Origin of the sequence: Streptomyces sp. NPDC051214 (genome assembly GCF_040682375.1) — a bacterium.
Taxonomy (GTDB): domain Bacteria; phylum Actinomycetota; class Actinomycetes; order Streptomycetales; family Streptomycetaceae; genus Streptomyces.
Genome location: NZ_JBFBAT010000019.1, coordinates 1 through 12,341, shown reverse-complemented (window position 1 = coordinate 12,341; position 12,341 = coordinate 1). Strand labels below are relative to the sequence as shown.

Below are 12,341 nucleotides of genomic sequence, written 5' to 3'. Positions count from 1 at the left end.
GCCCAGGAGAAGAAACCCATGACGACAACACCCGCACAGCAGACCGCAGTTGGATACGCCGTCTTCGAGGAGCTGCGCACCGACGCGCCCGCCACGGCCGAGCGCCTCGTCGACCTGCTCGCCGCCGAGATACGGGGGTGGGTCAGCGGACGCGAGGGATTCCTCTCCGCACGCCTCCACCTGAGCCTCGACCGTACGACGGTGGTCAGCCGAGTCGAGTGGGCCGAGCAGAAGCACTTCGTCGCCACCGCCGAGAACAGCCCCGCCGACAGCCCGCTGCGCACCCTGTCCGAGCAGCCCGGAGTCCTCTCGCACACCTCCTTCGGCGGCGTCCCCCAGAGCGGGCTCGAAGGGCCCGCGGCCGACCAGCCCGCGGGCATCATGTGCTACGCCCTGCGGCACGTCGGAGGGCGCGACAACGCCCTCGCCCTGGCGGCCCTGCTGCGTGACGCGGGCGGCTGGAAACACCTGCACCCCGGCTTCGTCTCCGCGACGCCGTACATCGGCGACGACGGCTCGACCTACGTCAACTATCCGCAGTGGGTGGACGAGGCATCCTTCCGCGCCTACATGGACCACCCGGAGAACCGCGCGGGGCAGGACGCCGTCGCGCGACTGGAGACCGCTCCCCCGCACCTCGTCCTGTGCACCCTCGCCGAGCAGATCGACGCGGCCACCGCCGGGTCCGGGGCGAGCGCGCACAGCACGGGCTCACTGACCACCGGGTCGGTGTCCCCGCTCAGCCAGATACGGCTGTTCGAGCTCAAGTACGACCCCATGTCCGTCGAGGTGCTCGACAGCCTCCCCTTCGACCCGGCCTGGCGCTGCCTCGAACTGGGCGCCGGAGCAGGCTCGATGAGTTACTGGCTCGCCGGGCGGGCCCACCTCGGCAGCGTGCTCGCCGTCGACGTCGACACGACGTTCCTGGACACCGGGCAGGCCGCCAACCTCACCGTCAGGCAGGCCGACATCGAGGACCTCGACCTCGAACCCGGCTCGTTCGACCTCATCTTCACGCGGGCCACGCTGGAGCACCTGCGGGACCCCGACGCGGCTCTCGCGCGCGCCCGCGAGTGGCTGGCCCCCGGCGGCTGGCTCGTCGTGGCCGACTTCTACTACCTGCCCGCCGACGAGGCACCGACCGCGGTCGGCCGCACCCTGCTGCGCGGCTACGTCGACCACATGAGGTCCGTCGGCGCCGACATGAGCTGGGCACGCGGGCTGCCCGCCGCCCTGGCCCGCACCGGTTTCACCTCGGTCGGCAGCCACCTCACCGGCGCGGGCCCCGGACAGTCCCCGGCCGACGACGAGCTGATCGGGCTGCGGCTGCGGCAGGAGGGCCAGAGCCTCGTCGACAACGGCCTGGTGACGGCCGCGGAGCTCACCGACTTCCTCGACCTGCTCGGCACCCCCGAGGGCCGGGACCTGACGGCCCTGCTGATCACCGCCTGGGGCCGGCGTGCCGCGGACTGACCTCTCCACCCCCCACAAGGAGACCTGATGCGCGTTCTGATGATGTCCACGCCCGTCCCCACGCACTTCACCCCGATGGTCCCGCTGGCCTGGGCGCTGCGGGCCGCCGGACACGAGGTGCTGGTGGCGGGCCAGCCCGATGTGATGCCCGCGGTCGCCGCGGCCGGCCTCAACGGCGTGAGCGTCGGCTCGGCCTACCACGTCGAGGATCTGCTGGCCGACACGGTCAAGGAGGGGACGCGGCCCATCGAGGCGCAGCCCCGCGCCGAGCACGAGAGCAAGCTGGGCAAGGCGGGCATGGGCTGGTCCGTGCACACCCGCTACCTCTGCGAGGCCTACGTGGAGACGGCGCGTGCCTTCGGCCCCGACCTGGTGGTGTGCGATCCGCTGGAGTTCAGCGCACTGATCGTCGGCGCCCTGACCGGCGCCCCCGTCGTGCGCCACCGGTGGGGCGTCGATCCGCTCTCGGACACGGCGCACGCCCAGGCCGGGCAGTCCCTGCGGGCGATGTCCGAGCGGCTCGGCCTCGGGGCCTACCCCGACCCCGCGCTGGTGCTCGACCCCTGCCCGCCCTCGCTCCAACTGCCCGGCACCACCGCGGGAACCCCGATCCGGTACGTGCCCTACAACGGCAACGGCAGGCTGCCCCAGTGGGTCGGTGGCCCCCGGGCCGGGAACGTGCCGCGCCGGGTGGCGGTCTCGCTCGGCGGTCGCACCCTGGACATGAACGGGGTGCCGATGCTCCGCCGCATGCTGCACGTCTTCGGCGCGCAGCCGGACGTCGAGGTGATCGCGACCGTGGACGAACGGCACCGCGAGGCGCTCGGCACGCTGCCCGGCACCGTACGCCTGGTGGATCCGGCACCGCTGAACCTCTTCCTGCACACCTGCGAGGCGGTCGTCCACCACGGTGGCGCGGGCACCACGATGACCTCCACCGCCTTCGGCCTGCCCCAGCTCGTGGTGCCGCAGTTCGCCGACCAGTTCGCGCACGGCGACCGGATCGCCGATGCGGGCGCGGGCATCACGCTCGACGACGCCGACTCCCAGAACGACCCCGCATCGCTCCGTGACGCCTTCACCGAGCTGCTCACGAATCCCGGCCACAGCAAGGCCGCCCAGGAGCTGCGCCGGGAGATGACGGACATGCCGTCGCCTTCGCGCGTCGTCGCCGACCTGGAGCAGCTCGCGCGGGGCGAGCACAGGCCCCAGTAGCGCCAGCCCCAGCAAGGATCACGTTCACCGCCGGTCTACCGGCCCAACGGTGGGACTTCTCATGCGCATTCTCTTTGTCGCCTCCGGCAGTTCGGCGACCGTCTATGCCCTGGCACCCCTGGCGACCGCCGCACGCAACAGCGGTCACCAGGTCTTCATGGCGGCCCACGCACAGGCGATGCCCGCCGTGGTGGGCGTCGGACTCCCGGCCGTACGACTGACCGACCGCCCCTTGTGGGAGTTCATCAGCCGAGACCGTTCCGGGCGCGAACTCCCCCTGCCCGCCGGCCCGGCCGAGGGCGGTCCCTTCGCCGGGGGCGCGTTCGGCCGGATGGCGGCCGCGAACATCGGGCCGCTCCTGGAGCTGGCCCGCGACTGGCGGCCCGACGTCATCGTCGGCGGCACCATGTCGTACGCGGCCGGACTCCTCGGCGCCCGGCTCGGCATCCCCGTCGTCCGGCACGCCTGGGACATCTCCGAGGCCGACACGATCCACCCCGGAGCCGACGCGGAACTCCAACCGGAACTGAGGGAGATGGGGCTCGACCGGCTTCCGGAGCCCGACCTCCTGATCGACATCTGCCCGCCGTCCCTGCAGCCCCCGGGCGCCGCCCCCGCGCAGCTGATGCGCTGGATACCCGGCAACCAGCAGCAGGTCGTGGAGCCCTGGATGTACGCGAAGGGCGACCGGCCCCGTGTCTGTCTGACGTCCGGCAGCCGCGCCTCGCGCGACGGCCACGACAACAGCTTCACCTTCCTGCGCGACATGGCGAAGACCATCGGCGCCCTGGACGTGGAGCTGGTCATCGCGGCACCGGAGGACATCGCCGCCGAACTGCGCGCCGAGTCCGCCCAAATCCGCGCGGGCTGGCTCCCGCTGGACGTCGTCGCCCCCACCGCGGACCTGATGATCCATCACGGGGGCGGGGTCACCATGATGACCGCGATGAACGCGGGCGTCCCGCAACTCTCGCTCCCCAACGGCCCGTTGGCCATTCCGGCGTCGCAGCGGCTGACCGCACAGGGCTGCGCCCTCACCCTGCTGCCGGGGCAGGACAGCCCGCAGGAGACCGCCGCGGCCGCCGAGAAGATCCTGGGCGACGCCTCGTACCGCCGCAGTGCGGGCGAGCTCGCGCGGGAGATCGCAGGACTGCCCCTGCCCTCTGACGTGGTCCGCGAGCTGGAACGGCTCTGACCACCCCTTCCACCACTCCCTTCCCACCGCGGAGACCTCCCATGAAGATTCTGTTCGCGATGGTGCCGGCGACGGCCCATGTCTATCCGATCGTCCCGCTGGCCGACGCGTTGACCGGCGCGGGGCACCAGGTCCGGGTCGCCAGTCCCCCGGAACTCGTCGACACGGTCGTCAAGGCCGGGCTCACGTCCGTCCCCATCGGCGAGGCGGGCTTCCTCGCCGCGATCAACGAGGAGATCGAGTCGGGCACCGCCCTGCTCGCGTCCCTCGCCGAGTCCCTGCGGGACAAGTCGCCGGTGTGGCACACGCGCAAGCCGCTGCCGCCGCGCCCCATGCTGAGCGCGTTCATGAGCCTCTGCAACGCCGGGCCGCCGACGGACGGCGCGGCCTCGGCGGTGGACGACCTGATCGCGTACGCCCGCTCCTGGGGCCCCGACCTCATCATCTGGGACCCGATGTTCTTCCCGGGCGGCATCGCCGCCGAGGCCGTCGGTGTACCGCACGCACGCTTCCTTTGGTCGGTCGACGACATGGGCTGGACCCGGGAGCAGCTGCGCCTGTCGGGCGTGCGGCCCGGCTCCGAGGACGACTTGATGGCCACTCGGATGCGTCCCCTGCTCGACCGGCTCGGCCTTGAGTTCTCCGAGGAGCTGCTGGTCGGGCAGTGGAGCATCGACCCGATGCCCACGGCGATGCGCCTGCCCGTCGGCCTGCGCTACGTCCCCGTCCGGCCGGTGTCCTACACCGGCTCCGCCGCGCTCCCCGACTGGCTCCGCCAGGCGCCGGAGCGGCCGCGTGTCGCGCTGTCCGCCGGGGTGAGCATGCGCAAGGTCTTCGCGGGCGCCGGCAGGTTCCCGCTGGCCGGTCTCGTGGAGGCGCTGTCCGACCTCGACGTCGAGGTGGTGGCGACCCTCAACGACGCGCAGATCGCCGAGGTGGGCACGCTGCCGGACAACGTGCGCTGCATCGAGTACGTGCCGCTCGACCTGCTCCTGCCCACCTGCTCGGCGATCGTGCACCACGGCGGCGGGCGGACGTTCGCCGCGGCCGTCGCCCATCAGGTGCCGCAGCTCGTCTGCGCGGAGGACGGACCGCACGTCACCGACATCGGCCGGTTCGTGGCCGAGCGGGGCGCCGGTCTCGTCGTCGACAACGATCCCTTCGACGTGGACACCGTGCGCAAGCAGCTCGTCGGCATCCTGGACGACCCGTCGTTCAAGGACGGCGTCCGGGGCCTGCACCGGGACACGCTCGCCGAGCCGAGCCCCAACGACATCGTCGCCACGCTGGAGCAGTTGGCAGCGTCGTACAGGGCCTGAAACGCCGCGAGCCCCTCGCCGTACCGGAAGGTACGACGAGGGGCTGCGGCACGGCCGGGGGCCGGGCACGGGCTCCGGGGGAAGTAAGCCCGTACCGGTCTCCGGACCGTGGTCAGGGGGTTGTGGACTTGACCGGGATGCTCTTCGCCGTGTGATCGACGCGCGCTTCCGTCTCACCGGTCTCTGTGGTCTCCGTGGTCTCTGTGATTTCCACGGAGGCCACCTTTTCTGCGTTCTGGGCGTTCTCGGCGCCCTCGTCGTTTTCGGCGTCCTCGAGGTCCTGCGCCGCCACCGTCCGCAGCGGGACCTCGCGGATCAGCCAGGCGATGCCGAACATGAGCACCGCCAGGACAGCCGCGCCGATGATGGTGCCCTGCAGGCCGCTGGTGACCGCGGCCTCGTAGGCGTCCCGGATCTTCTCGGGCATGCCCTTCAGAAGTTCGGGCGTCATGCTGGCGCCGTCCTTGGTCAGCTTCTCGGCCTCCGCCGATCCGAGCCGGGCGGTCAGCTCGCCCGACAGGTTGTTGACGTAGACCGCGCCGAGCGCCGCGACACCCAGCGAGCCGCCGAGCGTACGGATCAGCGTGACGGAACCGCTGGCAGCGCCCATGTCGCGGGGCTCCGCGCTGTTCATCGTGATGAGGATCGTGCTCTGCATCATGAAGCCGAGGCCGATTCCGAGCACCAGCGTGAGGCCGGAGACGAGGGCCACCGCGGTGTCCACCTGGAGCATCAGGAGGACCAGCGTGCCCGCCACGCTGAAGGCGCCGCCGAGGATCGGGTAGATACGGTACTTGCCCGTCTTGCTGATCAGCCGGCCGACGGTGATCTGCACGGCCAGCATGCCGAACATCAGGGGCAGCAGCAGCATGCCGCTGGCGGTCGGCGACAGGCCCTTCACGAACTGCATGTACTGCGGCAGGTAGTTGGTCGCGCCGAACATGACCGCGCCCACGAGGAGGCTGAGCACCTGCACGATGGTGAAGTTCCGGTTGCGGAACAGCCGCGGCGGCATCAGGGGCTCCTCGGCCCGCTTCTCCACCCGTACGAACCAGGCGAACGCCAGGACCGCGACCGCGACGAGACCGAGGATCTGCGGGGAGAGCCACGCGTAGCTGCTGCCGCCCCACGTCGAGAGCAGGGTCAGCGCCAGGACGCTGGTGACCAGGAGCGCCGCGCCCGGGTAATCGATCTTCGCCTTGGAGCGCTCGCGCTTCAGGCGGATGCCCAGGCCGACCACGACCAGGGCGATCGCTCCCAGGGGCGCGTTGATGTAGAAGACCCAGCGCCAGCTCAGGTGGTCGGTGAAGAACCCGCCGATGAGCGGTCCGGAGACGTACGCGATCGGCATCATCACGCCGAGCATGGACTGCAGTTTGCCGCTCTCGCGCGGCGGCACCAGTACGCCGATGATCGACATCGCGCCGACCATCAGGCCGCCGGCGCCGAGACCTTGGACGGCCCGGAAGGTGATGAGCTGGTTCATGTCCTGGGCCACGCCCGACAGCATCGAGCCGATCAGGAAGATCACGACGGCGGTCATGAACGAGCCCTTGCGGCCGTACATGTCGCCGAGCTTTCCCCAGATGGGGGTGGAGGAGGCGGTGGTGAGCAGGTAGGCGGTCACCACCCAGGACAACCGGTCGAGGCCACCCAGGTCACCCACGATCGTGGGGAGCGCGGTGCCGACGATCAGGCCGTCCAGCATGGCGAGGAACATGCCGAGCATCAGCCCGAAGACGCCGAAGTAGATCGACCTCTGGCGTGCCGGGTTCTTCGTTTCGGTTGCCGTGGTGTCAGGTTGCCCGGCTTCGATGGTCGTCATCGCGACTCCCCAATCAGAGGTGGTGGATCAGGCCGCGTAAGGGCGGATGGACCTGGCGTCGCGCAGGGCAAGGCCCCACCACGCCAGCTGGTCGAGCAGCGACTTGGCCGCGCCGTCGCAGGCGGGGTCCGTGGGCTTGCCCTCGGCGTCGAAGTTCGCCGGGTAGTTGTGGAAGCTGACGGTGTTGCGGATGGTCACCGCGTTCAGCTCCGCCAGGACGGGGCGCAGCCCCTCCACCGCCCGCAGTCCGCCGGACAGGCCGCCGTACGAGACGAAGGCGACGGGCTTGCCGTGCCACTGCGGGTTGTGCCAGTCGATGGCGTTCTTCAGGCCGCCAGGGAAGCTGTGGTTGTACTCCGGCGTGACGATGATGAACGCGTCGGCCGCCTCGAGCCGCGGGGAGATCTTCTCCAGGAGGGCGGAGTTGGCCGGCTCGGGGGCCTTGGTGAAGTCCGGAAGGACCGCGGGGACCGGCGTCTTCACCAGGTCGACGAGGTCGGCGGTCATGTCGTCGCGCTGGCCGAGGTGACCGAGCACCCAGTCGGCGACGACCGGTCCGAAGCGCCCGTCACGGGTCGATCCCAGGATGACCGCGACGTTCAGGGGGCCCTCGTTCTTCTCGGCCATGCGAAGCTCCTCGATGATGTTTGTGTACGCTGTATCCGGCGACAAATACAACGTACACATCAGTGTGTACGTTGTCTACTGCTGATACGCTGTATCCAGGTGAACGGGAAGGAGGCCACACTCGTGGCCAGTGAGAAGAAGTCCCCCGCCGCATCGCAGTGCGGGGACGACGACAAGGTTTCCCTGTGGGAGCGCCTCGAGCGGCCGATCGCCGCTCCGCGCGCCCAGGTGCTCTCCTCGAGCCGGATCGCGTCGGTCGCCGTCGCCATCGCCGACGCCGAGGGCATCGACGCCGTCACCATGCGACGGCTCGCCACCGAGCTCGAGGTCGCGCCCATGGCCGCGTACCGGTACGTGTCGGGCAAGGACGACGTCCTGGAGCTGATGGTCGACACCGTCTACGGCGACCTGAAGGTCCCCGACGACCCCAGTGACTGGCGCGAGACCATGCGCGTCCTCGCGGTCAACACCCGTGAGCTGGTGCTCGCGCACCCCTGGCTGGCCAGGCTCTCGAAGGCCATGTTCGCGCCGACGCCGAACCGTCTCGCCGTCAACGAGCAGGCTCTGGTCGCGCTCGACGCGGCGGGGCTGAGCCCCGAGCTGAGCATGGCCGTGTTCGAGACGGTCAACGCCTACGCGTACGGCAGCGCCTACACCGAGGCGTCGATGCAGCTGCTCATGAAGGGGCAGGGCTGGACCCACAGCGATGACGTCAAGATGGCCATGGCCCCCGAGTTCACCTGGCTGATGAGCACCGGCCGCTACCCCACCTACCAGCGCAGCGCCAGCGCGGCCAGCCACTTCGGGGACCCGGGCGCGAAGTTCGAGTCAGGTCTGGACTGTGTGCTCGACGGGATCGGCGTCCGCATGGGCATCTGACGCGGGGCGCTGCCGTGCGGCCCGGTCGACCGCCAGCGCCGCGACGGCCGCCGCGCAGGAGACGAGCCCGCCGACGTAGAGGCCCGAGCGCGCGCCCGCCTCCTCGCTGAGCCGGCCGACGAACAGGGCGCCGAGCGGCGTGGAGCCCTGGAAGACCAGGGTGTAGAGCGCCATCACCCGGCCGCGGAACTCCGTGTCGGTGCCGAGCTGGATGCGGTGGTTCGCCGCCTGGGCGAACCAGACGGTCGCGAAGCCGGTGAGCACGAGCAGGACCACGACCGCCGCATACGACGGCGCCAGACCGGTGGCCGTCTCCAGGACACCGAAGCCGAGCGCGGCCACCAGGACCGTGCGGCTCGTGGGTCGGCCCCGGCGCGCGGTGGTCACGAAGGCCGCCGCGAGGGACCCGGCGGCCAGGGCCGCGGTGAGCAGGCCGAACGCGCTGACGTCGGAATGGAACTCGGTCTTGGCGAGAAGCGGGAGCGTGAGCTGGAAGTTGAACCCGAAGACCCCGATCACCGCGACGAGCGCCAGCGGCAGCATGAGGTCCGGGCGGCCCCGCACATGACGGAGCCCGTCGACGACCCGGGCGCGCGAGGCCGGGCGCGGGGCCCGGTGCAGCTCGCCGGGCCGCATCATGCGCAGCGCCACCACGGTCGCCGCGTAGCTCAGCGCGTTCAGCGCCATCACCTGACCGATGCCGAAGCTGCTGATCAGCAGGCCCGCGAGGGCGGGTCCGACGACGCGGGCGACATTGAAGTACGCGGCGCTGAGCGCCGATGCGTTGGGCAGCAGCTCGGCGCCGACCATCTCGCTCACGAACGCCATGCGGGTGGGAATCTCCAGGGCGTTGACGGTGCCGAGCCCCAGTGCGAAGAGGTAGGCCTGCCACAGTTCGGCCCGGCCGCCGAGCACGAGGAGACCGAGCAGCAGCGCCAGCAGCCCCGACGTCACATTTGCGACGGTGAGCAGGAGCCGTTTGTCGTGCCGGTCCGCGAGCCGGCCGCCGTAGAGCGTGAGCAGGAGGAGCGGTGTGAACTGCAGGGCCGTGACGATGCCCAGGGCGGTGGCGGAGTCGTCCGTGAGGGAGAGCACCAGCCAGTCCTGGGCCACGACCATCATCCAGGTGCCCGCCACGGAGACGACCTGGCCCGCCGTGAAGAGACGGAAGTTGCGTACGGCGAGCGAGCGGAACGTCTGCATGGGAAGCGCTCACACCCGCCCGGCGAGGCATTCCTCCAGGAACGCCAGGGCCTTGAGGTGGTACGAACGGGCCGCCCAGCCCAGGCTGATGTTGTGCCCGGCCTCGGGGACCCGGTCGATGACGACACGCGGCGAGGCGAGGCGGGCGGTGAGGTCGGCGACGGCTGTCTCGTCGTGCCGCCACCACGCCTCGTGCGCGGCGAAGGTCAGCCGGACCGGTACCCGCACGCGGGCGGCGACGTCCGGGAACGTGGTCGGCCAGAGTGCGGCCTCCCTGCCCTCACGGGCGGGCATCGGCGCGACGAGCGAGGCGCTGCTCAGGAAGGTGTTCGGCGGGTAGTAACGCAGCGCGCCCCAGGTCAGCGACCAGCGACCGTGGCCGCGGGCACCCGGCAGGTCGTCGGGTCCGACGGCGTACTGGTGGCCGCAGCCCGATATGTCGAGCCCGATCAGGGCGGCGCCCTGCTCGTCGGCGGCGGCGGTGAGCGCCAGTTTGCCGCCGTAGGAGTGCGCCAGGACGAAGTACCCGGCCCCGGTCTCGTACTGCGTGGCGTAGTGCTTCAGGGCCGCGTACAGGGTGGCCGCCTGCTCCACCAGGGTCTGGCCGTCCGGGAGTTGGGCCGCGGAGGTGCCGTAACCGGGCCGGTCCACGGACAGGACGTTGTATCCGAGGCTCGCGGCGAGGGTGAGCAGCGAGAGGTCGGGGTGCGCCTGCCCGTCGAAGTAGCCGGCGCTCATCCCTCCGCCGTGCAGCGCAACGATCGTGGCGCGCGGCGGGTGGTGCGGCGGGGCTTCGGCGAGGAGCGCGGACAGGGTGACGCCCGCCCCATCGAGGAGGATGCGGCGGACTCCCAAAGACGTGGGAGCGGGCGAGGCGGGCAAGGCACGCGAGGCAGGCATAAAGATCTGGGCTCCGGTGGTCGTGCGGGCAGGGCTGGGCCGGGCGATGGGCAGTGGGCGGGCGGGGTGGGGCGGGACGGGGTGGCGGGGGCCTCAGTCGAGTCCGCGCAGGATGTGCGGCTCACCGGCGTCGGTCTCGTCCTCACCGGCGAGGAGGGGCACCGGCAGGGGTGTGGCGTGCAGGGAGCGCGGGTCGGGGCGACGGCGGACGGTGAGCTCGGCCTCATCGGTGATCACAGGTGTGTTCCTTCCTCGGCGGGTACGGACGGGCGCGGGTGCGTGGGCGCGGTGGGCTCGCACGGCTCAGGCACGCCAGCTGCGCGGGCCCGGGGAGCGCGGGGTCCGGTCGGGCCGGCTCCAGCGGGCGGTCGCGCGGTGGTGACGGGAGGTGTCGTCCGGGGCGGCGTCCAGGGCCTGACGGCTCAGCAGGACGGCGGTGAGGGCGGCAAGCTCCTCGGGGGTCGGGGAGCCCTTTTCCACGCAGATCAGCTCGGTCGACGGCATGTCGTCTCCTCGGGGTTCGCGATGGGTGTGCGGGCACGCAAAGCAGCGGGTTGCGCCGGTTTTCCCGGCGCAACCCGCTGCGTGTGTGTTGCGTGTATAGCGTGTGTTACGTGTGAACGGCCGAACAATCGGCTCAGTTGCTGTGCGGAACCCTTTCCAGTGCTTCCGAGAACTCCTCGATCGCCTGCGCTCCGGAAATCCTCGCGCCGTCATCGAAGACGAACAGCGGCACGGAGCTCACCTTCGCCTCGCGCACGCGGGAAAGTCCTGCGTTCAGCGCCTCGTCGCCCACATCGGTCGGGACGACCCCGACCTCGTCCGCGAGGCGTCGCAACGTCTCGGGTTCGGCGATGTTCACCCCGTCGGTGAAATAGGCACGGAACAAACGCTCCACCATGCGCTCGCCCTTGCCCTGCTCCGCCGCCGCGAGCACCAGGCGGTGCCCGGCGCCCGTATTGGTGAAGATCGCACGGTCGAAGTGCACGTCAAGGCCGTCCTCCGCGCCGAAGGACCGGTCCTTGGAAATGGCCTTGGCCCTTTCCTCGCCGAAGGCGTCCCGGTGCACCTCGAACAACGGCCGCCCGGTGACCGGTTCGTCCGACGACAGGTGGAAGGGACGGAAGACCACCTCGACCTCTCCGCCCTTTTCGCGATACCGCTCGATGGCCGCGGAGAACCGGGCGTACCCGAGATAGGAATGAACACAGACAAGGTCGTAGAAGAACTCGACACGGCGGGGGGTTGTTTCGCTCGGCTTCATGTATCCACCTTCCAACCTGAAGCGCGGTTCAGGTCAAGCTGTACTCGAATTAAATCTGCAGGGGGCTGATGTGGGTTGCGGTCAGCCGATGACGGTCCAGGTGTCGTTGCCGGCGAGGAGGGTGGCGAGGTCGCCTTTGCCGTTCTGTTCGATGGCGGTGTCAAGTTGGTCGGACATGAGGGTGTCGTAGACGGGGCGTTGGGTGTTGCGGAAGACGCCGATGGGGGTGTGGTGGAGGGTGTCCGGGTCGGCGAGGCGGGAGAGCGCGAAGGCTTGGGTCGGCGAGGTCGAGTGCGCGTCGTGGATGAGGATCTGAGACTCGGTCTCAGGTGTAACCGGGACAACATTGAGGTCGCCGGTCGCGGGGTCGCGTACGACGCCTTTGGCGCGGTCGGCGCCGAAGCGGATCGGCTGCCCGTGCTCCAGGCGGATCACGGCTTC

Annotated in this window: 12 protein-coding genes and 1 pseudogene; 5 read left to right on the top strand and 8 right to left on the bottom strand. The window is 70.7% G+C overall.

From position 1 onward, the window contains the following. Positions 1-18 precede the first annotated feature (18 nt). The 4 genes from AB0M70_RS37090 (at position 19) to AB0M70_RS37075 (ending at position 5,202) form a co-directional block, all read left to right on the top strand. Positions 19-1,473 (top strand): class I SAM-dependent methyltransferase, encoded by a 1,455-nt coding sequence (locus AB0M70_RS37090; RefSeq protein WP_365827364.1) that lies wholly within the window; start codon positions 19-21, stop codon positions 1,471-1,473. Positions 1,474-1,500: 27 nt separating this feature from the next. Continuing rightward, entirely contained in the window at positions 1,501-2,688 is a 1,188-nt protein-coding gene (locus AB0M70_RS37085; protein ID WP_365827362.1) for a nucleotide disphospho-sugar-binding domain-containing protein, read from the top strand. Between the two features lie 61 nt (positions 2,689-2,749). After that, positions 2,750-3,883, top strand: coding sequence for a glycosyltransferase (locus AB0M70_RS37080; RefSeq protein WP_365827360.1), 1,134 nt, complete (start codon positions 2,750-2,752; stop codon positions 3,881-3,883). Between the two features lie 41 nt (positions 3,884-3,924). After that, positions 3,925-5,202 (top strand): nucleotide disphospho-sugar-binding domain-containing protein, encoded by a 1,278-nt coding sequence (locus tag AB0M70_RS37075; protein WP_365827358.1) that lies wholly within the window; start codon positions 3,925-3,927, stop codon positions 5,200-5,202. Between the two features lie 112 nt (positions 5,203-5,314). Here the strand turns inward: AB0M70_RS37075 and AB0M70_RS37070 are convergent, their stop codons facing one another. Both AB0M70_RS37070 and AB0M70_RS37065 read right to left on the bottom strand, forming a co-directional pair. Further along, a complete protein-coding gene (locus AB0M70_RS37070; protein ID WP_365827356.1) occupies positions 5,315-7,027 on the bottom strand; it encodes an MDR family MFS transporter in 1,713 nt (570 codons plus the stop codon). Between the two features lie 27 nt (positions 7,028-7,054). Further along, positions 7,055-7,654: an NAD(P)H-dependent oxidoreductase gene (locus tag AB0M70_RS37065; protein WP_365827354.1), complete on the bottom strand. Its 600-nt coding sequence runs from the start codon at positions 7,652-7,654 to the stop codon at positions 7,055-7,057. 123 nt (positions 7,655-7,777) lie between these two features. Between AB0M70_RS37065 and AB0M70_RS37060 the strand changes: the two genes are divergently transcribed. Further along, a complete protein-coding gene (locus AB0M70_RS37060; protein ID WP_365827352.1) occupies positions 7,778-8,533 on the top strand; it encodes a TetR/AcrR family transcriptional regulator in 756 nt (251 codons plus the stop codon). On the opposite strand, the gene AB0M70_RS37055 is transcribed toward AB0M70_RS37060, so the two are convergent. The 6 genes and pseudogenes from AB0M70_RS37055 to AB0M70_RS37030 form a co-directional block, all read right to left on the bottom strand. Further along, positions 8,483-9,736: an MFS transporter gene (locus tag AB0M70_RS37055; protein ID WP_365827350.1), complete on the bottom strand. Its 1,254-nt coding sequence runs from the start codon at positions 9,734-9,736 to the stop codon at positions 8,483-8,485. The two genes, AB0M70_RS37060 and AB0M70_RS37055, sit on opposite strands and share 51 nt — an antisense overlap. A gap of 9 nt (positions 9,737-9,745) precedes the next feature. Continuing rightward, complete coding sequence (locus AB0M70_RS37050) at positions 9,746-10,636, bottom strand: alpha/beta fold hydrolase (RefSeq protein ID WP_365827348.1); 891 nt, start codon at positions 10,634-10,636, stop codon at positions 9,746-9,748. 93 nt (positions 10,637-10,729) lie between these two features. Beyond that, positions 10,730-10,873, bottom strand: coding sequence for a hypothetical protein (locus AB0M70_RS37045; protein WP_365827346.1), 144 nt, complete (start codon positions 10,871-10,873; stop codon positions 10,730-10,732). Between the two features lie 66 nt (positions 10,874-10,939). After that, positions 10,940-11,140: an acyl-CoA carboxylase subunit epsilon gene (locus tag AB0M70_RS37040; RefSeq protein ID WP_365827344.1), complete on the bottom strand. Its 201-nt coding sequence runs from the start codon at positions 11,138-11,140 to the stop codon at positions 10,940-10,942. A gap of 133 nt (positions 11,141-11,273) precedes the next feature. After that, positions 11,274-11,900, bottom strand: coding sequence for a DsbA family oxidoreductase (locus AB0M70_RS37035; protein ID WP_365827342.1), 627 nt, complete (start codon positions 11,898-11,900; stop codon positions 11,274-11,276). 81 nt (positions 11,901-11,981) lie between these two features. Further along, positions 11,982-12,341: pseudogene (locus AB0M70_RS37030) on the bottom strand (2-oxoacid:ferredoxin oxidoreductase subunit beta); the annotation flags it as partial.